Annotated in this window: 11 protein-coding genes; all 11 read left to right on the top strand. The window is 68.6% G+C overall.

All coding sequences use genetic code 11. The features are described from left to right. Position 1: 1 nt before the first annotated feature. The 11 genes from ABD355_RS15265 (at position 2) to ABD355_RS15315 (ending at position 22,030) form a co-directional block, all read left to right on the top strand. Positions 2-9,280, top strand: coding sequence for an SDR family NAD(P)-dependent oxidoreductase (locus ABD355_RS15265; protein WP_344400815.1), 9,279 nt, complete (start codon positions 2-4; stop codon positions 9,278-9,280). Beyond that, positions 9,277-10,641, top strand: a complete 1,365-nt coding sequence (locus ABD355_RS15270) for a PfaD family polyunsaturated fatty acid/polyketide biosynthesis protein (RefSeq protein WP_344400816.1) — start codon at positions 9,277-9,279, stop codon at positions 10,639-10,641. Before ABD355_RS15265 ends, ABD355_RS15270 begins: the two co-directional genes overlap by 4 nt. Before the next feature lie 90 nt (positions 10,642-10,731). Further along, positions 10,732-11,823 (top strand): ACP S-malonyltransferase, encoded by a 1,092-nt coding sequence (fabD, locus tag ABD355_RS15275; RefSeq protein WP_344400818.1) that lies wholly within the window; start codon positions 10,732-10,734, stop codon positions 11,821-11,823. Between the two features lie 41 nt (positions 11,824-11,864). Continuing rightward, a complete protein-coding gene (locus tag ABD355_RS15280; RefSeq protein ID WP_344400819.1) occupies positions 11,865-13,124 on the top strand; it encodes a hydroxymethylglutaryl-CoA synthase family protein in 1,260 nt (419 codons plus the stop codon). Continuing rightward, entirely contained in the window at positions 13,112-13,897 is a 786-nt protein-coding gene (locus ABD355_RS15285) for an enoyl-CoA hydratase/isomerase (RefSeq protein WP_344400820.1), read from the top strand. The genes ABD355_RS15280 and ABD355_RS15285 overlap by 13 nt, the downstream gene beginning before the upstream one ends. Positions 13,898-13,899: 2 nt before the next feature. Beyond that, positions 13,900-14,652: a polyketide synthase gene (locus ABD355_RS15290; RefSeq protein ID WP_344400821.1), complete on the top strand. Its 753-nt coding sequence runs from the start codon at positions 13,900-13,902 to the stop codon at positions 14,650-14,652. Between the two features lie 4 nt (positions 14,653-14,656). Beyond that, complete coding sequence (locus ABD355_RS15295) at positions 14,657-14,902, top strand: acyl carrier protein (RefSeq protein WP_344400822.1); 246 nt, start codon at positions 14,657-14,659, stop codon at positions 14,900-14,902. Continuing rightward, complete coding sequence (locus tag ABD355_RS15300; RefSeq protein WP_344400824.1) at positions 14,883-16,130, top strand: beta-ketoacyl synthase N-terminal-like domain-containing protein; 1,248 nt, start codon at positions 14,883-14,885, stop codon at positions 16,128-16,130. Before ABD355_RS15295 ends, ABD355_RS15300 begins: the two co-directional genes overlap by 20 nt. A 49-nt stretch (positions 16,131-16,179) precedes the next feature. Beyond that, the gene (locus ABD355_RS15305; protein WP_344400826.1) at positions 16,180-17,145 is read left to right on the top strand and encodes an acyltransferase domain-containing protein; all 966 of its coding nucleotides are present in this window, start codon (positions 16,180-16,182) and stop codon (positions 17,143-17,145) included. 34 nt (positions 17,146-17,179) lie between these two features. Next, a complete protein-coding gene (locus ABD355_RS15310; protein WP_344400827.1) occupies positions 17,180-18,043 on the top strand; it encodes an SDR family NAD(P)-dependent oxidoreductase in 864 nt (287 codons plus the stop codon). Between the two features lie 66 nt (positions 18,044-18,109). Next, positions 18,110-22,030, top strand: a complete 3,921-nt coding sequence (locus ABD355_RS15315; protein ID WP_344400828.1) for an SDR family NAD(P)-dependent oxidoreductase — start codon at positions 18,110-18,112, stop codon at positions 22,028-22,030. Positions 22,031-22,172 lie beyond the last annotated feature (142 nt).

A 22,172-nucleotide genomic window follows, 5' to 3' on the forward strand; every position in this document is an offset into this window, starting at 1 on the left:
CATGCTGAACGACATTCGCCGCGAAGCCATCACGATGGTGCCGGAAGGCACGCGGGTTCCCCTGCGCCACCTGTGCCAGGAGCAGGACGGTACGGCGGGCCCGGCAGCGGGCGCTTCGCCCGGCGTCGAAGCCGACCTGGACGAGGACCTGCTGAGCCGACTGCTGCTCGTCCAGCTCACGAGCGCGGGGCAGCTGTCCGCAGCGGCCCCGCCCCCGCTCCCCAGCGGCGGGCTGCGGCGCTGGCTGGACGAATCCGTGCGGCGGCTGCGCGTCGGCGGGCTCCTGAGCGGCTCCCTCTCGCGGCCGGTCCCGGTGGTGGCGGTGGACAGCTCCGCCGAGTGGTCGAAATGGGAGGAGCACCGCGCCGACGCGCAGGGGGACGCCGCCCGGCGCGCGCGGTTCACGCTGCTCGACGCCACACTGCGGGCGCTGCCCGGCATCCTGCGCGGCGAGGTCCTCGCCACCGACGTGCTGTTCCCCGACTCGTCGATGCAGCTGGTCGAGCGCATCTACCGGGACAACCCCCTCTCCGACCGCTTCAACGGGATCCTGGCGGACGCCGCGGTCGCCGTGGTGCGGGAGATCGTCCGCGCCGACCCGGCCGCCCGCGTCCGCATCCTGGAGATCGGCGCGGGAACCGGCGGCGGGAGCGTCACCGTCCTCCAACGGCTGGAGCCCTTCGCGGCGCACGTGGAGACGTACTCCTACACGGATCTGTCGAAGTCCTTCCTGATGTACGCGGAGGAGGAGTACGGGCCGCGGTACCCCTACCTGGACTACCGATTGTTCGATGTCGAGGAGCCGCTGACGGCGCAGGGCATCGCCCCCGGTTCCTACGACCTCGTCCTCGCCACCAACGTGCTGCACGCGACGAAGGACATCCGCCGGACGCTGCGCAACGCCAAGGGCGCGCTCAAGCGGCACGGTGTCCTGCTCGCCAATGAGCTCTCCACCCACTCGATCTTCACCCACCTGACATTCGGTCTCCTCGACGGCTGGTGGCTCTACGAGGACGACGAGCTGCGCATGCCGGGCGGTCCCGGTCTCTCCCCGGAGACCTGGGAGGAGGTGCTCGACGACGAGGGCTTCGGCTCCGTGTCCTTCCCGGCGCGGCGGCTGCACGGGCTGGGCTACCAGGTGATCGCCGCGGAGAGCGACGGCCTCGTCCGACAGGAGCTCCAAGAGGTCCGGGAGGCTGCGGCCCCGACGCAGGAGACGGCCGGCGAGGGACTCGTCCGGCCCGAGGTCCAGGAGGCCGCGGCCTCCGGCGAGGCGCTGGAACAGCGTGTCAGGGACGCGATCTACGCGCAGCTGAAACGGTCGCTGAAGCTCGACCGGACGCAGATCGCCGCGGACGACGCCTTCATGGACTACGGCGTCGATTCGATCATCGGCGTGCGGCTGATCCAGGAGATCAACCGCACGCTCGGCACCGACCTCGCCACGACCGACCTCTTCGACCACGGTTCCGTCAGCCGGCTGGCCCAGCACATCGTCGACCACGCTCTCCCGGCCGCACCGGCCGCACCGGCCGCACCGGCCGCACCGCTGCCGGCCCGGCAGCGGGTCGCCCCCGAGGAGCTCGCATCGCCTTCGGCCGCCTCCCGACGGGCGGCTGCCGGGCCCGAGGCGGGGCCGGACGCGGGGCGGACCGCCGTGGGCGCCCCCTCCAGGGAGCCCATCGCCGTCGTCGGCATGAGCGGCAGGTTCGCCGGCTCGGCCGACGTCGAGCAGCTCTGGGAGCACCTCGCACAGGGCCACGACCTCACCGGGCCCGTCTCGCGGTGGGACCTGTCCCGCTACCACCCGGCCGATGCGCAGAGCTGCGAGCGCGGCAGCTTCATCGACGGGATCGACCGCTTCGACCCGGCCTTCTTCAACATCTCGGGCGTCGAGGCCACCTACATGGATCCGCAGCAGCGGCTCTTCCTGGAGGAGTCGTGGAAAGCCCTGGAGGACGCCGGCTACGCGGGCTCCGGTACCCGGGGGCGGCGCGTCGGCGTGTACGTCGGCTGCCAGGAGAGCGGTTACGCGCAGCTGTTCGGCGCCGAGGCGCCCCCGCAGTCGATGTGGGGCAACGCGCTGTCGGCGATGCCGGCGCGCATCTCGTACCATCTCGACCTCCAGGGCCCCGCGATCGCGGTCGACACGGCCTGCTCCAGTTCGCTCGTCGCCCTCCACCTCGCCTGCCAGGGGCTGTGGGGTGGTGAGACCGAGATGGCCCTGGCGGGCGGTGTCTCCCTGCAGTGCACGCCGCAGTTCTACGCGCTGGCGGGCCGTGCCGGCATGCTCTCGGCGAGCGGCCGCTGCCACACCTTCGACGACCGGGCCGATGGCTTCGTGCCCGGCGAGGGCGTCGGAGTCCTCGTCCTCAAGCGGCTCGGCGACGCGCTCGCCGACGGCGACCACATCCGTGGCGTCATCAGCGGCTCCGGGATCAACCAGGACGGCGCGTCGAACGGGATCACCGCGCCGAGCGCCGCCTCCCAGGAGCGGTTGGAGACCTCGGTCTACGACACCTTCCGGATCAGCCCCGACGACATCCAGATGATGGAGGCGCACGGCACCGGCACCAAGCTCGGCGACCCGATCGAGTACCGCGCGCTGAAGAAGGCCTTCCGCCGGTACACCGACCGGAGGGACTACTGCGCGCTGGGCTCGGTCAAGTCCAACCTCGGCCACACCATCACCGCCGCCGGCGTCGCCGGAGCCATCAAGGTCCTGCTCTCGCTCGGACACCGGACCATCCCGCCCACCATCAACTTCGAGCGGGCGAACGCGCACATCGACATGTCCGACAGCCCCTTCTACGTGAACACGGTGAACCGCCCCTGGGCTGCCGGGAACGACGGCACACGGCGTGCCGCGGTCAGCTCTTTCGGGGTCAGCGGGACCAACGCCCACATCGTGTTCGAGGAGGCCCCGGACCGGGTCCGCCCCTCCACCACGTCCACCGCGCACCTCGTCACCCTGTCCGCGGCCACCGCCGGGCAACTGGTCGAGCAGGCCCAGCGACTGATCGAGCACTGTGAGCAGCGGCCCGGCCTGGACCCGGGCGACATCGCCTTCACCCTCCTCCTCGGCCGCAGGCACCTGGCACACCGGCTGGCCTGGGTCGTACAGGACGGCGGGGAACTGGTCCGGACCCTGCGCACCTGGCTCGACGGGGGGCAGAGCCCCCACCTGAGCGCCGGCGAGGTCCCCGCGCAGGGGATCGACGAGCGTGCCGCGCTGCGCAACCTCGGCAACGACTGCCTCCGGCAGGCCGCCACCGACCCGGCATCTCGCACCGAGTTGCTGTCGACCGTCGCGGACCTCTACGTACAGGGCTACGACCTGGACTACGCCGCCCTCTTCGCCGCGGACCACCACACCCGCGTACCGCTTCCGACCTACCCGTTCGCCCGTGACCGCTACTGGGTGCCCGAGGAGCAGCCGCTCACCCCGGCCCGTCCCGGGACGGCCGAGCCGCACTCGCTGCTGAACGAGGACCTCTCGGACTTCGGCGCCCGGCGCTACCGCACGCGGTTCACCGGCGAGGAGCACTTCCTCACCGACCACGTGGTCAAGGGACAAAAGGTGCTGCCGGGCGTCGTCTGTCTGGAGATGGCACGCGCCGCCGCCGCCCTGACCCTGGGGACGCCAGAGCCCGGTGGCGGCGGCAACGGCATCGTCCTGCGCAACGTGGTGTGGGCGCGGCCCGTGGCCGTGGGCGACGAGCCCGTCACCCTCGTCACGTCTCTCGCGCCCAAGGGCCCCGACGAGGCCGACTACGAGATCTCCGGCACGCCCGCTCCGGCGCCCGGCAGCGCCCCGGTGGTGCACAGCCAGGGGCAGGTGGTGCGCAGGGAGGTGATGCCGGCGCTGCTCGACGTCCCGGCCCTCCGCGCCGCGTGCGACCAGGGGGAGCTGACCGCAGCCGAGCTGTACGGGGCGTACGAGGCCATCGGGTTCCGCTACGGCCCTTCGCACCGGGGGCTGGAGCGGCTGCACGTCGGCCGCAGCCAGATCCTGGCCCGCCTCGTCCTGCCGGACTCGGTCCGCGCGGCTCGCGACGCGTTCGTCCTGCATCCGAGCCTGCTCGACGCGACCCTGCAGGCATCACTCGGCATCGGTCTCGCGACGGGGAGGGCCGAAGCACTCGACGTGTCCGGCATGAAGCCCTCCCTCCCGTTTGCCCTGGACGAGCTCGAAGTGCTCGGCGGGAGCCCGGAGTCGATGTGGGCCTGGATCCGCTTCAGCGCGGGCTCCCGGACGGACGGGACGGTTTTCAAGCTCGACATCGACCTCTGCGACGACCGGGGAGAGGTCTGCGTCCGGATCCGGGGCATCTCCTACCGCGTCCTGGAGGGCGAGGTCGGCGGGAGCGGGCCGGACGCGGTGTCCTGCGTCAGCTTCCTGCCGGTCTGGCGGGAAGCCGCACCCAGCGGCCACCCGGACATCGAACCGCGGGAACGCGTCGTGCTGCTGCCTGACCTGCCCGGACTCGGCGAACTCCTCGCCCGGCGGGATCCGGCGGCGCGGCTGCTGCGGCTGACCTCGGCTGCGTCCGGGATAGCGGAGCGGTTCACCGAGTACACCGTCCAGGCGCTGGAACACCTGCGCCGTCTGATGGCCGAGGGCGTGCGGGACGGGGTCCGCCTCCAGCTCCTCGTCCCCGACGAGACCGGACTCGCCACCACCCGCGGCCTGCTCGGGCTGCTCAGGTCGGCGCAGGCGGAGGAGCCGGGGCTGCTGCCGCAGGTCGTGCTCGTCGACCCCGCCGAGACCGCCGAGCAGATGATGTCCCGGCTCGCCACCGCCCGTCGGCATCCTGACGCGTCCTGCCTGCGATTCCGGGCCGGCCGAGTCGAGGCGCTCGACTGGCGTGAGGGCGACACGCCTGCGGAGCCCCGGGTGCCCTGGCGAAGTGGCGGGGTCTACCTCGTCACGGGCGGACTGGGCGGAATCGGCATGCTCGTCGCACGGGACATGGCCGCCGGGGCGTCCGACGTCAAGATCGTTCTCGCGGGCCGCTCACCGCTCGGACCCGCACAGGAGCCCGTCCTGGAGGCACTGCGCAACCAGGGAGCCGATGTCCGCTACGCGCAGGTCGACGTCACCCGGGCCGCCGCCGTGCGCTCCCTGGTGGACGGCATCCTGCGGGAGCACGGCACCCTGCACGGCATCATCCACGCGGCCGGGGTGCTCCGTGACGGCCTCCTACGGAGCAAGACCGCCGAGGAGTGCCGCGCGGTCCTCGCGCCGAAGGTCGCCGGCTTGGTGAACCTGGACGAGGCCAGCAAGGACGTACCGCTGGACTTCCTGCTGTCGTTCGCGGGCGCGGCAGGGGTGTTCGGCAACGTGGGTCAGGGCGACTACGCGGCTGCCAACGCGTTCCTGGACGCCTACACGGACCACCGGCGGCAACTGGCCGAGCGCGGTGAGCGCTCGGGGGCCTCCGTGTCGGTCGACTGGCCGCTGTGGGCCGAGGGCGGAATGCGGGTGGATCCCGGCACCGAGGCGATGATGAACGAGCGGCTGGGCATGGCGCCGATGCCGACCACCGAGGGCATGGCCGCGCTGTACGCCGCTCTGGCGGCGCCGCACAGCCAGGTCCTGGTCGTCGCGGGTGACGCGGACCGGATCAGGCGTGCCGTGCTGGGCCGGCCGGTGGCGCCCGAGGTGTCCCGGCCCGCACCGCCGCGGTCGGCCGCCCCGGTCGAGGACCTGGCTGCCGCCCGGCCCCGGCAGGTGACGGGCGACGCAGCCGACCCGGTGCGTACCGCCCTGGTCGCGCGGCTTCGGCAGACGCTGAGCGAGGTGATCCAGGTGCCCGGTCACCGGATCGACGCGGCGGCGCCCTTCGAGCAGTTCGGCATCGACTCGGTGCTGGCGCTCTCCGTCACCAACCGGCTGGAGGCCGATTTCGGCTCGCTGTCGAAGACGCTCTTCTTCGAGTACCGCAACCTCCATGAGCTGAGCGCCTACTTCCTCCAGGCACACGCGGACGCGGTCCGGGCCGTCGTCGGCATCCACGGCGAGCCCGACCCCGCCGCCGCGCCCGAGAGAACGGCCCCGGTCACCGTCGTACGGCCCCCGGCGCCGGTCGAGGTGCCGTCACCGGCTGAGCCGGTACGGCCCGCGACCCGCGAGGACGCGATCGCCGTGATCGGACTCGCCGGCCGCTACCCCGGCGCGGAGGACCTGGCCGGGTTCTGGGAGAACCTGGTCGCGGGGCGGGACTGCGTCACGGAGGTGCCCCGGGACCGCTGGGAGCACGGCCCCTCCGACGACTCCGACCCGAACCGGTTGGGCGGCAGCCCCGCCCAGTGGGGCGGATTCCTCGACGGCGCGGCCGACTTCGACGCACCGTTCTTCCATGTCTCACCGCGCGAGGCCGCGATCATGGATCCGCAGACGCGCCTGTTCCTGGAGTGCGTCTGGACCCTGCTGGAGAGCTCCGGCTACACCCGGGACCGACTGCGCGACGCGCACGGCAGCAGGGTCGGCGTCTACGTCGGCGCGATGTACCAGCACTACCAGCTGCTGTCGTCCGACCTCGTGCACGAGTCCATCACGTCGGTGATGAGCTACAGCGCCATCGCCAACCGGGTCTCGCACTTCTTCGACCTGCAGGGGCCGAGCCTCGCGATCGACACCACCTGCTCCTCGTCGCTGGTCGCGATCCACATGGCCTGCGAGGAACTGCGCCGGGGCGGCAGCGACATGATGATCGCCGGAGGCGTCAATCTCTCCCTTCACCCCAAGAAGTACCTGGGGCTGAGCCTGACCGGCCTCACCGGCAAAGATCCCGACAGCCGGGCTCTCCTCGACGGGGACGGCTTCATCCCCGCGGAGGGCGTCGGCGCGGTGCTGCTGAAGCCGCTTGCCGATGCCGTTCGCGACGGGGACGAGATCCTCGCCGTCATCCGGTCGAGCGCGACCAACCACAAGGGCCGGACCAGTGGCCCCATGGTGCCCAGCCCGGCCCGCCAGGAGCGGCTGATCGCGGAGAACCTGGAGCGGGCGGGCATCCACCCACGCACGATCAGCTATGCCGAGGTATCGGCCAACGGTTCCCAGATGGGCGACGCCATCGAATTCGCGGCACTGCGGGACGCCTTCGGCGGGCAAACCCGGGACGAGCGGTTCTGCGCCGTCGGCACGGTCAAGTCCACGCTGGGCAACATGGAGGCGGCTTCGGGCATAGCCCAGCTGAGCAAGGTCGTCCTGCAGCTCGCGCACCGCAGACTCGTCCCCTTCGTCGGGAAGGGCCGACTCAACCCGGGGGTCGAGTTCGCGGGCACAGCGTTCTATCTGCCGGAGGAGGCGGAGCCGTGGCACCGGCCCGTCGTGAACCTCGACGGCCAGGAGCGGGAGTACCCGCTGCGGGCGACCATCAACTCCTTCGGAGCGGGCGGCTCCAACGCCCATCTGGTCGTGGAGGAGTACGTCGGGGAGCTCGGAGCCGATGACGCTGCCGCGCCGGCGTGCCAGGACGCCGACCCGATGCCGCAGATCGTGGTCCTCTCCGCCCGCACCGAGGACCGGCTGAGGGCCGTTGTGAGCCGGCTGCTGGACTTTCTGCCCATGCAGGCGGACCTGTCCCTGGAGGACCTTGCCCACACACTCCAGTGCGGGCGCGAGGCCATGCCCACCCGGCTGGCGCTGGTGGCGGGGAACCTCAAGGAGCTCGTCGCGGGCCTCGCCCACTACCTCGACGGTTCTGGGGGAATCGCTCCCGTACCGCTGTTCACCGGCACCGCCGGGCGGGACGACCCGGCCCTCGACCTGCTGCTCGACGGACGGGCCGGGGAGGCGCTGGTCCGCGAGCTGCTGGCCGAGAACCACCTCGAGAAGCTCGCGCTCTTGTGGGCGCGAGGCGGCAAGGTGCCCTGGGGGTCTGTGCGGCGCGGCGACCGGATGCCGCGGATCCTCCGGTCGCTGCCGACCTATCCCTTCGACCGGAAGCGGTACTGGGTGCCCGTGCCCCCCGCAGAGGGCGCCAGGACCCCGGTTCCGGCTCCTTCGGCCGCTCCCGCGGCGGCGGCTTCGGCGGTGGCGCATCCGGCCGGCGGAGCCGCGGACCGGATCACGGCCGTCGTCGCCGAGGTGCTGGGGATGCGCACGGACGAACTCGACCTCGCCACGCCGCTGGAGGACCTGGGCTTCAGCTCGATACACGCCACCCAGCTGCTCCAGGTGCTGCAGGCCGAGGTCGACCCCATGGCCGATCTCCGTGCGCTGAGCGAGTGCCGGTCGGTCCGGGACCTGCTGCGGCGTTTCGGGTCCGGGGCGGGCGCGTCCGCCGGGGCCGGGACGGCGTCCGTCGCTCCGGTGCGCATCCCGGAGGTCGTTCAGCTCAACGGCGCTCGCGAGGGCCGACCGGTCTTCTGGTTCCACGGCGGGCTCGGCGGGGTGGAGGTCTACGCGTCGATCGCCGACAGCATCGAGCGGCCCCTGTACGGGATCCAGGCCCGCGGCTGGATGACGAACAGCGAGCCGCTGCACGGGATTCCGGCGCTGGCGGCGCACTACGCGCAGATCATCCGCACGGTCCAGCCGGAGGGGCCCTACGACCTCGGCGGCTACTCGTTCGGCGGCCTGCTGGCCTACGAGGTGACGCGCCGGCTCCAGGAGCAGGGCGGGACGGTCGAGAGCATCGTCATGGTGGACACCTACGACGACAGCGTGGGGGATGTGACCATGTCGCGCACCGACATGCTGTTGCAGCAGGTCAACGCCCTGCTCTTCGCCGCCTCCAAGCCCGCTCCGCAGGACTTCGCCACAACGCTGGTGTCCGGCCGCGAGGTCGACTGGGACCAGGACGAGGATGCCCTGCTCGACCAGATGCTCACCCTCGCGCGACAGCGCGGCCTCAAGGGGGACGCGCAGCAGCTGCGTGCCCGGGTGCTGCGCAATCTGGAGGTCCAGGAGGCCTATGGACTGCTGGACTACGACATCGCACCGCTTCCCCGGCCGGAGTCGGTCACCTGCTTCTACTTCCGTAACCAAAGCGGCCTGTTCTACGGGGAGATGGAGCCGCTGTTCTCCACGCAGAAGGACGGCCCGGTCCTGGACAACACCGTCTACTGGTCGGAGTGGCAGCGGCAGCTGCCGAACTTCCATCAGGTCGACGTGGACTCGGCGAACCACTTCGTGATGCTCGGCGACCCTGCGGCGCTCACCACGGTGCGGTCCTTCTGCAAGCTGTTCTACTCCGGCAAGAGGGACAGGCGCCTCCCGGTGGCGAAGGCGTGGGCCACCCGCCACCAGAAGGCGCGGGACACCGAGTGAACGCGAGGGAAGTACGTGGTGAGGACGCGGCGGCGCAGCTCGGCTGCGCCTCCTTCCGCCGGGACTTCGGCGTCGACTACGCCTACCTGGCGGGGTCGATGTACCGGGGTATCGCCTCGAAAGAACTGGTGATCGCCATGGGGCGGGCGGGCTTCATGGGATTCCTGGGCGCCGCCGGCCTGAGCCCCGAGCGGGTGACGAGCGACATCGCCCACATCCAGCGGCATCTGGAGCCTCACCAGCCCTTCGGAGTCAATCTGCTGTGCGACCTCCAGCACCCGTCACGGGAGACGGCCAACGTCGAGATGCTGCTCGCCCACGGTGTGCGCGTCATCGAGGCGTCGGCGTTCATCAAGGTCACCCCGGCCCTGGTCCTGTTCCATCTGGCGGGGCTGCGGGCAGGGCCGGGAGGCGGGGTCGACCGTGACACGCGGATCGTCGCCAAGGTCTCGCGGCCCGAGGTGGCGCGCGAGTTCATGCGACCCGCGCCGGAGAGCATCGTCGAACGGCTGGTGGCCGAGGGCCGGGTCACTCGCGAGCAGGCCGCGCTGGCCCGGAGGGTGCCAGTGGCGCAGGACCTCACCGTCGAAGCAGATTCGGGGGGCCACACCGACCGCGGGGTGTCCACCGTGCTGCTGCCGTCGATGCAGAGCGCGCGGCTGCACATGACACGGGAGTTCGGGTACGCCGAGAAGATCCGTCTGGGACTCGCCGGCGGGATCGGGACGCCGCACGCGGTCGCCGCCGCCTTCGCCATGGGCGCCGACTTCGTCATGACCGGCTCCATCAACCAGTGCACGGTCGAGGCCCGCATCAGCGATGCGGTGAAGGACTGGCTGCAGACCATCGACGTACAGGACACCGACTACTGCCCGGCGGGCGACATGTTCGAGATCGGTGCCCTGGTCCAGGTTCTGAAGAAGGGCGTGCTGTTTCCCGCCAGGGCGAGACGGTTGTACGCGTTGTACAAGAGCCACGACTCGTGGGAGGAGATACCGCAGGAGACCCGCAGACAGATCCAGGACGCCTACTTCAAGAAGAGCGCCGACGAGGTCTGGCGGGAAACGTGCGAGCACCTTCGGAACACGGGCCGCGAGTCGGAGATCGAGAGGGCGGAGCGCAGCCCGAAGCGGCGCATGGCTCTCATGTTCCGCTGGTACTACGGGTACAGCAGCCGGCTCTCGTTCATGGACACCGATTTTGACCGGACCAACGTGCAGATCCACACGGGACCCGCGCTGGGGGCCTTCAATCAATGGGCGCGGGGAACGCCGTGGGAAAACTGGCGGAACCGCCATCCGGACCGGATGGCGAGGGATTTGATGCGTGAGGCGTCCTCGATTCTCTCGGGATACAGGTAGCCGCGGGCGCATATTTTCTGGCAGGGTGAGGGCGGAACATGATCGCGGTCGTCGCGGCCAGTCGATAAGAATGATGAGAAAGGACGTCCCATGAGGACCTATGTCTTCCCCGGGCAGGGGGCGCAGCAGAAGGGTATGGGTTCATCCCTTTTCGATGAATTCAAGGATCTGACCCGTGCGGCCGACTCGATTCTGGGCTACTCCATCAGGGAACTCTGTCTGGAAAATCCCGACGGACTGCTTGACCAGACGCAGTACACACAGCCCGCCATGTATGTCGTCAACGCCCTGTCGTACTACCAGAAGCTCCGCGAGACCGGCCTGGTTCCGGACTTCGTAGCAGGTCACAGCCTTGGTGAGTACAACGCGTTACTGGCGGCCGAGGCATTCGACTTCGAGACCGGTCTGCGGTTGGTGCGCAAGCGCGGAGAGTTGATGGGCCGGGCTTCGGGCGGCGGGATGGCGGCCGTGCTGAACGCCTCGGAGCGGGAGATCCGCACCATCCTCGCCGAGAACGGGCTCGACTCCGTCGATCTGGCGAACTTCAACACGCCCTCGCAGATAGTGATTTCCGGACGTGCCGAGGACATCGAGGCCGCGAAGCCGCTGTTCCAGACCGGAAACCACCTGTTCGTGCCACTGAGGACGAGCGGGGCCTTCCACTCCCGGTACATGGAGCCGGCCCGGGTGGAGTTCGAGGAGTTCCTGGCCGGGACAAGTTTGTCGAAGCCGCGCATACCGGTGGTCTCCAATGTGACGGCGAGGGTTTATGAGGATCACCTCGTCAAGGAGAACCTGACGAAGCAGATGGTGCACGCCGTGCGCTGGTCCGACTCGGTTGAGTACCTTCTCGGATATCCCGGGATGGAGTTCGAGGAGATCGGTCACGGGAATGTGATGACCAAATTGGTGGATAAGATCCGCCGCGAACTCAAGAGTGCGAAGAAAGCGCTGCCCAGCGTCGCGGAGAAGCCCACCGAGAGTGCCGGGGAGATGGTACGGAAGTGGAATGAGAGGTATGCGGTCGGTACTCGTTGCCGGTCTACCGCCGGAAATTATGGGGATCTGGAGACCGCCACGGCGGCAACCGTCCTCTTCGGGCACCGGGCGGCCGTCTATATGCACGGATACCGCGGATACTTCGATCTCCAGGAACTGCAGCCGGTCCCGGCGGCGCAGTGAACCGGACCGAAACCGAACAGCAAGCCCCAGGGGGAGAAGTCATGACGACCGTTGGAATCGAAGCACTGAACGTCTTCGCCGGCTCCTGTTTTCTCGATGTGGAGAAGCTGGCGAACCACCGCGGTCTCGACACCGCGAGGTTCGACAACCTCCTCATGAAGGAGAAGACCGTCGCGCTGCCGTACGAGGATCCGGTGACGTTCGGCGTCAACGCGGCCAAGCCCCTCATCGACGCCTTGTCGTCCGAGGAGCGGGACTCCATCGAGCTGGTCATCACCGCGACCGAGTCGGCGTTCGACTTCGGCAAGTCCATGAGCACGTACTTCCACGATCTGCTGGGGCTGAACCGGAACTGCCGCCTCTTCGAGATCAAGAACGCGTGCTACTCGGGGGTCGCGGCGCTGCAGACAGCGGCGAACTTCATCCTGTCGGGCACCTCGCCCGGCGCGAAGGCTCTGGTCATCGCCACCGACATCACCCGTTTCATGGTCGCGGAGAGCGGCGACGCACTCTCCGAGGACTGGTCCTTCGCCGAGCCGAGCGGCGGTGCCGGCGCCGTGGCGATGATCGTCAGCGACACCCCGCACATCTTCCAGATAGACGTCGGCGCGAGCGGCTACTACGGCTACGAGGTGATGGACACCTGCCGTCCCCTGCCCGACAGCGAAGCGGGCAATGCGGACCTGTCCCTGCTCTCGTACCTGGACTGCTGCGAGAACTCCTTTCTCGAGTACCAACGCCGGGTCGGTGACGTGGACTTCGTCTCCACCTTCGGTTACCTCGCCTTCCACACCCCCTTCGGCGGAATGATCAAGGGCGCGCACCGCAATCTGATGCGCAAGGTCGCCAAGGCGCGTCCTGCGGTCATCGAGGAGGACTTCCGGCGGCGCATGCATCCGGGTCTGACGTACTGCCAGCGCGTCGGAAACATCATGGGTGCGACCACGATGCTGTCGCTGGCCAGCACCATCGACAACGCGGACCTTTCCAGCCCCCAGCGCATAGGCGTCTTCTCGTACGGCTCCGGCTGCTGCTCCGAGTTCTTCAGCGGCGTGTCCCGCCAGGAGAGCCAGGACCGCACGCGCGGTCTCGGCATGGAGAAGCACCTCAGCGCTCGGTACGAGTTGACGATGCCGGAGTACGACTCACTGCTCCAGGCCAATCACGCGGTGAAATTCGGCACCCGGAACGCCCTCCTGAGCACCGACATCGTTCCACAGGCGCGGACCGGGAACGGCCGGGAGCTCCTCTTCCTGAAGCGGATCGACGAGTTCCACCGGGAGTACGAGTGGGTGTCCTGAACACGGCGGGATACGACACCGTCAAGGTCCGCTTCGACAACGGGATCTGCTTCCTCCAGATGCACCGGCCCGAGGCGGGCAACACCATCAACACCCGTCTGGTCGAGGAGTGCGCCGACGTGGTGCGCTTCGCCGAGGAGCACGCCACCGTCCTGGTCCTGGAAGGGCTGCCCGAGGTGTTCTGCTGGGGCGCCGACTTCGGGGAGCTCGCCGCAGGGGGCGGCGAAGCCGGGAACGGAGAATCGCCTGCGGCGGCCCTGTACGACCTGTGGCTCTCCCTGGCCTTCGGATCGTTCGTCTCCGTGGCGCATGTGCGCGGCAAGACCAACGCCGGAGGACTGGGATTCGTGGCCGCGTGCGACATCGTGGTGTGCGCGGACACGGTGATGTTCAGCCTGTCCGAGCTGCTCTTCGGCCTGATGCCGGCCTGTGTCCTGCCCTTCCTGACCAGGAAGGTCGGCCCGGCCAGGTCCAACTACATCACGCTGATGACCCAGCCGTTCACCGCCGAACAAGCGGTGAGCTGGGGGCTCGTCGACGTCAGCGCGGACAACAGCGGCAACCCGCTGCGTCGGCACCTCCTGCGGCTGCGCTATCTGCCCAAGACGGGAGTGACCCGCTACAAGCAGTACCTCCGCAACCTCGACGACATCCTGCTCCCCTCCCGGGACAAGGCCGTCGCGGCCAACCACGAGGTGTTCTCCGACGAGGAGAACCTGCGCAAGATCGAGCGCTACGTGAAGACAGGGCAGTTCCCCTGGGAAGGAGAGTAGGGATGCAGAGCCCACCCGTCGAGTACCGGGAGATCACCCCCTCCGTCGTCCAGATCACCATGCAGGACCGGGTACACAAGAACACCTTCTCCGATCAGCTCATCACGGGTCTGCAGGACGCCTTCGCGAAGGTCTCGGCCGACGAACGGTGCAAAGCCGTCGTTCTCACCGGCTACGGCAACTACTTCGCGAGCGGCGGCACCAAGGAGAGCCTGCTGCTGATTCAGGAACGGCGCATCAGTTTCACCGATGCCGACATCTACGGTCTCGCGCTGGACTGTCCCGTGCCCGTCATCGCGGCGATGCAGGGCCACGGCATCGGCGGCGGCTTCGCCATGGGGATGTTCGCCGACTTCGTGATCCTCAGCCAGGAGAGCATCTACACCACGAACTTCATGAAGTACGGGTTCACTCCCGGCATGGGGGCGACCCTGATCCTGCCCAGGAAACTCGGCACGAGCCTGGCTGGGGAGATGCTGCTCTCGGCGCAGACCTACTACGGCCACGAGCTGAAGGAACGGGGCGTCCCCTTCCCGGTCCTGCCGCGCGCCGACGTGCTGCAGCACGCCCTCGAACTGGCCGAGACCCTGGCCGAGAAACCCAGGATCTCCCTGGTCACGCTCAAGAGCCATCTGGTGGCCGAGCTACGCGCCGAACTCCCGCACTACATCGAGCGCGAAGTAGCCATGCACGCGAAGACCTTCCACCAGCCCGAGGTCCGGGCTCTCATCGCATCCCACTACACAGGAGGCTGACCACATGCCGGACACACGCGTCTTCGATCTGATCGTGGAACACACCCGCGAGGTGATCCCCGAGCTCGAAGAGCACCGATTCGAACCCTCCGACTCGCTGCGCGACCTGGGAGCCAACTCCATCGACCGCGCGGAGATCATCATGATGACGCTGGAGTCGCTCTCGCTGCGCATCCCCCTGGTCGAGCTGGCGGACGCGAAGAACATCAGCGAGCTGGCGGATCTCATCCATGACAAGTCGGCGAGCTGACGGCCGCGACGTCGTCGTCACCGGCCTGGGTGTCACCACCGCGGTGGGCCAGGGCAAGGACGACTTCGTCGCAGCGCTTCTCGAAGGCCGCCACGCCTTCGGGTTCATGCAGCGTCCGGGCCGGCTGCCTCCGGCCCCTTCCACCGACGAGACCACGGCCTTCCTGGGCGCCGAGATGGAGGAGCCGAGCCTGCCCGGGAGCATCGCCGCGCGCACCGTACGCACGGCGTCGCTCTCGGCCAGGGCAGCCCTGGCCACCCTCGATGAGGCATGGCACGAAGCCGGGCTGGACGAGGCCGACCCGTCCCGCATCGGCCTCGTGATCGGCGGATCCAACGTCCAGCAGCGGGAGTTGACCCTGCTGCACGCCCGCCACGCGGACCGTCCCGAGTTCCTGCGCCCCACGTACGGCCTGGGCTTCATGGACTCCGACCTGTGTGGATTCTGCACCGAGCGGTTCCCGATCCGGGGCTTCGCCCATACGCTCGGTGGCGCTTCGGCCAGCGGCCTGCTCGCGGTGCTCCAGGCGGTGCGGGCGGTGCAGTCCGGCGAGGTCGACGTCTGCATCGCCCTGGGCGCGCTCATGGACCTGTCGTACTGGGAGTGCCTCGCGTTCCAGTCCATGGGCGCCATGGGCTCCGCCCGCTGGGCCGACGACCCGGCCGCGGCCTGCCGCCCCTTCGACCGGAGCCATGACGGCTTCATCTTCGGCGAGGCCTGCGGCGCGGTGGTCGTCGAACGGGCGGACGGGCGCCCGCATCCGGCGCCGTACGCCCGATTCCGCGGTGGCGGCAGGGCATTGGACGGCACCCGTAACCCCCACCCCTCGGTGGAGGGAGAGGCGGCCGTCATCCAGACGGCGTTACGGGAAGCCGGCCTGTCCGCGTCAGCCATCGACTACGTCAACCCGCACGGCACCGGATCGCCCACCGGCGACGCGGTCGAACTGCAGGCGCTCGCGCGCTGCGGACTCGGTCATGCCCGTATCAACGCGACGAAGTCGATCACCGGGCACGGGCTCACGGCTGCGGGGACGGTGGAGATCGTGGCCACACTCCTGCAGATGAGGGAGGGGAAGCTGCATCCCACCCGCAACCTGGTCGATCCGCTGGACGAGACGTTCCCCTGGGTGCGCGAGAAGGCGGAGGACTGCGCGGTCCGGACGGCTGTGAGTCTCAGCATGGGCTTCGGCGGAGTCAGCGCGGCCATCTGCCTCGAAAAATGCTGACGCCGACGGCATCCCCGTCCACGACCGAGGCCTCGCGAAAGGAGCGGCGATGACGAGACCGACCGTCTTCATGTACTCGGGGCAGGGCTCCCAGTACTTCCACATGACCCGCGAACTGTACGAACAGCACCCGCGCTACCGGCTCTGGCTTGAGCACTGCGACGACATCGCCTTCCCCGTTCTCGGCAAGTCGGTGGTGGACACGATCTTCGACCAGGACCGCACGAAGAGCGATCCGTTCGACTCGCTGGCGGACTCCAACGCGGCGCTGCTGTGCGTGGAGTACAGCCTCACGCGGGTCGTGCAGGAGATGGGATACCGGCCCGACGTCCTGGTGGGCTACAGCCTGGGCGAGATCACCGCGGCCGTGGTCGCGGAGGTGCTTTCGCTGGAGCTCGGAATCGCCTTCGCCGTGGAATTCGCCCGGACGCTGGCGGATCGGACACCGCTGTCCGGGATGCTGGCGGTCCTCGGCACGGAAGAACTCCTGCGCAGCCACGCCGGGTTGTTCGCCGACTGCTGGGTCACCGGACGCAACTTCGACGGCAACTTCGTGGTCAGCGGTCGGGTCGAGGCGGTGGATCGGCTCGAACGCTCCCTTGAGCACGAGGGAATCGTCTGCCAGCGACTCCCGGTCAACCACGGCGTGCACACCGAACTCATCGACCCCGTGGAGGAACACGTGCGTGGCCTCCTCGGCACCGTGACCTTGGCTCCACCGAAGATCCCGATCGTCTCGTCCGCCTCGGCGGACCGGGTCGCCGACGTGACGGCCGACGGCGTCTGGGCCGCCATGAGAAATCCCGTGGATTTCGCGCGGACCATCGAGAAGCTGTCCGCCGCCGGCGACGCGACCTTCATCGACCTCGGGCCCAGCGCGACACTCGCGACGTTCGTGAAATACATCCTGCCGCCGCGCAGCGGCTCGGTGCCGGTGCACACCATCAATCGTTTCGGACAGGACCTGAAATCGCTCCGCGAATTTCAGGAGCAGACGGCCTCCATACGTGGCTGAGCACGAGTACGGGATCCAGGAAGGACATCCGGGCATGTCGACATCGAGCGAGATCAGAATCTATCGTGACGCCACGGCGATCATCACGGGCGCCGCGTCGGGCATCGGCCGTGCGCTGGCCGAGGAACTCGTGGCCCGAGGCTGTGAGGTCGTGCTGGCCGACCTCCAGATCGAGCAGGCCGAGGAGGTGGCCGCCGCCCTTCGGGAGGCCGGCGGGAAGGCGACCGCCGCCTGGCTCGACGTCACCGACCATGCGAAGTTCGAACAGCTCGTCAAGGACACCGTCGCGCGGACCGGACGTCTGGACTATCTGTTCAACAACGCCGGCATCACCCACGGCATGGGTGCCGGCGCCCGGCACTATCGCATCGAGGACTGGCGCCGCATGATCGACGTCAACGTCGTCGGTGTCGTCAACGGCGTTCAGGCCGCGTACAACCTCATGATCGACCAGGGCTTCGGCCACATCGTGAACACGGCCTCCCTGGCGGGCCTGGTCCCGAGCGCGGGGACGACCTCGTACGTCACCACCAAGCACGCCGTGGTCGGCCTCTCGCACAATCTGCGCATCGAGGCGGCGCAGCTCGGCGTGCGTGTGAGCGTGCTGTGCCCGGGCGTTGTCCGGACCCCCCTCATCGAGGGCGGCGTGTACGGCCGCAGCGTCCCAGGAGTGACCCGTGAGATGACACGCGACATGTGGGAGGAGCAGAAGCCGATCTCACCGGAGGAATTCGCCAAGAAGTCACTCGACGCGGTCGCCCGGAACAAGGGGATCATCGTGGTTCCCGAAATCTGGAAGCTGTTCTGGTGGCTCTTCAGGCTGTCGCCGTCCCTCTGCCTCAATATCGCGACCAAGAAATTCCGGGACCTCGGGAGGAGTGAGGCTTCCGGCCGCTGAAATCGGCGCCTGCCGTGCACCGGATCCAAAGACCTCTGCCAACCGTACGAACAGGGAGTTGCCGATATGATCAGTGCGTCCACGAGTGCTTCCACGGCAGCCGTGCCCCCGTCCGCGGCCACGGGCTGTTTCTACTCGACGGCATGGGTCGAGGCCGAGGGGCCCTCAGGGGTTTCGCTGCCGGGTCCCCATCTGCTGCTGTCCGCTTCGGACGTCGAGGTCGATCTGCCGGGCGGGTGGGTCAACCGCGTGGTGCGCGCCTCGGATTCGCCCGGCGATGTGCTCCTCGAGCGAGCCTGGGGCTGCGTCGCGGTTCTGAGCGGCGGGCGAGAGGCTGATGTGGCAGCGGGGCTGCGCGTTCTGCAGGCCTGTTCGGAGGGCGTGCTGTCGCCGCCGCGCAGGGTCGTGTTCCTGCCGGCGCCGGGCGCGGTCGACGACGCGGGGTTATGGGGGCTCGGCCGGACCGCCCGGTTGGAGCGGTCCGACCTGTCGGTTCACTGCATCGAGGCATCGAGGGAGCAGCTTTCACGAGCGTTGACCCTGAGTGGGAGCGACCGTCTGGAGGAGGACTACCGGTTTACCGGGTCGGGCGTCCTGCAGGTGCCGCGCCTGCGGCGGCACACCGTCGGCGACGATGGCTTCACTGCCCGTCCGGATGCGACATATGTGGTGAGCGGGGGTTCGGGCGCCCTGGGTCTGGTGGCGGCCGAGTTCCTGGTGGGCCGGGGGGCGCGGCATGTGGTGCTGCTGTCCCGGTCTGCGCGCGCGGGAGCTCCTGTGCCGCCCGAGGTCGCGGAGCTGCGTCGATCGGCGCGGGTCGAGTCTGTGACGTGCGATGTGAGTGACCCGAGGAGTGTTCGCCGGGCGCGGGACGCCATGACGACCGCCGGGATGCCGGCGGTGGCGGGAGTGATCCATGCCGCGGGTGTCCTGGCCGACGGGGTGCTGGCGAACCAGTCGGAGCAGAAGCTGAGGCAGGCCTACGGGGCCAAGGTCGAGGGCGCGAAGAATCTTCGGAGCGTGTTCGCTCCGCCGGACTTCCTGGTGTTGTTCTCCTCGGCCGCCTCGCTCTTCGGGGCCGCCGGTCAGGCGAGCTATGCCGCGGCCAACGCCACGCTGGACGCGTTGGCCGAGTCGTGGTCGCTGTCGGGTGACCCCGTTCTCTCGATCCAGTGGGGGGCGTGGTCCGACGCCGGCATCGCGGTGCGTCATGGAGCGGTCGAACGTGCCAGGAGCGCGGGGTTCGGAGCGATCGGCAACGATCTCGGGGTCACGGCGTTGAACCGGCTGCTCGCCGGAAACGAGCGGGGAGCGGTATGCGTCTCCCCGTTGGATTGGGGCACGCTGTCGCTGAGGAACCGTTTCGTTTCACGCTTCACCCCCCGGCGGGCGGTCGATGCTCCGGTGTCGCCACCGCTGCAGGGCAACGTGGAGCAGGTCGTCCGCTCGGCGGCTCGGGAGGCCGTGGGACGGCAGGTCGAGGACAACGCCACACTGTCGGAGTCCGGTCTGGACTCGTTGGGCAGCGTACTGCTGCGCAACAGGATCGCGTCCGACCTGGAAGTCGTGCTGCCGACGGAATACGCCGTGGAGTCGGCAGATGTCCGCTCGCTGGTGGGTTACGTTTTCGAACAGATACGGAAACGGTCGAGCGAGCGTGTCCCGGCTCGGCGGGAATCCGCACGGCAGACTCCTGTGCGGCAGAAGCCCGCGCAGCGTAGTCCTGGCGCTTCGCGGGAGCCCGCCCCGTCGCGTCTGCCGGTTCTGGTCATAGGGGCAGGCCTGGGCGGTATCGGCTTCGCTCGACGACTCGAGAAAATGGGCGTCGCGGCGATAGTGATGGAGAAGCGGGACCGTGTGGGCGGTGTGTGGAGCACATTGGCCAACAAGGACTCCCGAGTTCAGATCGATTCCCCCGCATACAGTTTCGACAGTGCGTTGCCCGCGGTCCACGACGACCATCGATGGCGATCGGTGTTCCCGGACAGGGGCGAGGTCCTGGAGCAGGCGAACGCCGTGTCGTCCGAGCTGAAGGAGCCGATTCGCTTCAACTGCGAAGTGGTCTCCGTCAGGAAGGTGCGGGAGCAGGAATACGAGGCCGTGTATGTGCAAGGAGGCGTCACCAAGTCCGTCCGGGTCTCCGGTGTGGCGGCCCTCACGGGTGGGCTCCACCGGCCCGTGCGGCACCGTTTTCGTGATGAGCACCTCTTCACCGGGCATATCGGGCTGGGGGTGGCCGACGACACACCGCCGGAGAAGTTCACCGGTGCTTCGGTCGTGATCGTCGGACACGGCGCTTTCGCCCTGGAGAACATGCGAACGGCCCTCGAGAACGGTGCGCGCCATGTGACCATCGTCTGTCGGCGGCGCAACCTGGTCGTGTCGACCCTGTGCAACTGGGTGATCAATTCGAGCGACGGAGCGACACCGCTCAACGATGTCGTCGACATCATGCGACCGTTCTACGAGCTCTGCGGCGTGGACATGGAGGATCTTCCTTCGCTCTCCCGGGACGCGGACGGAAGTTTTGTCCTGGACCAGTCGACGGTTCCGGCTGCCTCGGACGTCTATTTCCTGGCGCAGGCGCTCGGCAAGGTGACCGTCGTGGAAAGCGAGATCGATCATCTGTCGGCCCGCTCGGTCGTCACCGAGAGCGGGCAGGAGGTGAAGGCCGACGTGCTGGTCAAATGCCTGGGATCGACGACGGACCGGACCGTCCTGTCGAGGATCTTCGGGGAGGACACCGAGGTGGAAGGGCTCTGGATCGACGGAGACCCCAACCTGTTCGCCTACAACGACGGTGCACAGATCCCCCGCAAAGCGAAATCCCTGCTCTGCTCCAGCTACGTGTTCTTCCTGCAGGCATTCACCGAAGTGTATCTGCACTTCCGTGACAACCCCGCAGAACTGCAAGCGCTGTTCGCCAGAATCGCTGTCGAGGATTCGAGCAGGTCGTCCTCCGAGCGGTTGCTCGTCGAATTGTGGGATTTCATCGAGCGCGCGAAGAGGAACGTCGCCTCGCGCACCGCGGAGCTCTGCCCGTTCGACCGTTTTCAGAGAGAACGGGAAGCCGAGTGGCAGGCGTACTCCGCGCTGATGGGCGAGACGGCGGACGAGCGGGAGGGGCTTTGGAGCATGATGCCCCCCACCGTGTCGCTGCTGCACCGGCGGGATCCCGCGTTTCCCGTGGAGCGACGTGTCAGGCACGACGACTTCGGCTCGGTGAGCATCTATGCGCCGCGTCGCCACAGGGTGCTGTTCCTGCCGGGTCGGGGGACCGACGGGCGCCTCGCCCGAGCCATGCTGAAGAAGGCCGGTTGGACCAGGCGCGAAGACCTCGAGTACGTCATTCCCGACGCGCCCTACACGATGCCGGCGTTCGCCAGTGCTGAGCAACTTCAGATCCGGGGCCTGGACTCCCTGGCCGAGGAGGGGCTCTACGACGTCACCGGAACCTACCGAGAGTGGAAGGCGGGTTTCCCGGAGCTGTGGAACCGGTACTACGGCACTCCTGCCGACACGGATGACGCTGATGCCGGGACGGCCTTGGACTCGATCCTCCGGTACCTCCGATCGGTCGCGGAGGAGCATGGACCGTTCGCCGGTGTCGCCGGATTCGGTGAAGGCGCCGCGACAGTCTCTGCGGCGCTCCATCGTCAGGCTCTGGGGATTGATGTCGGGCTGGGCGAAGTACGGTTCTTCATCGCGATGTCCGCCTGGCGGTCACCCGCGCATGAACGGGCCGGAGTTTTCGAGAAGACCCGGCCCATCGATGTTCCGGTGCTGCAGACCCTCGGTGAGAGAGAAGTGGAGGTGTTCCAGGCCGCTGCTCCGGTCTTCGGCCGGGACTTCGGCACGGTATTCGAACACAGGCATCTGGGAAAGCACGCCTACCCTTCGCTCACACGCAGCCTCGATCAAAAGCTCAATCGCCTGCTTCACGCCGCATTCAGTACTCGAGCAGCAGATCGTGATCTTCATGTGTGAGCTGTGGCGAGGTTGCCGGCTCTCGTTGCAGCTCAGCGGAGCCAGGTCGTCCGGCTCGGGGCTCGACGCCGGCAGGAGGTGTCTCCAAGGCGTGGCCGTGTATGGGCGGCTGTGGCCGTCGTTCCCAGGCTGAGTGGCGCGG

Origin of the sequence: Streptomyces longisporus (genome assembly GCF_039532765.1) — a bacterium.
GTDB classification, from domain to species: Bacteria; Actinomycetota; Actinomycetes; order Streptomycetales; family Streptomycetaceae; genus Streptomyces; species Streptomyces longisporus.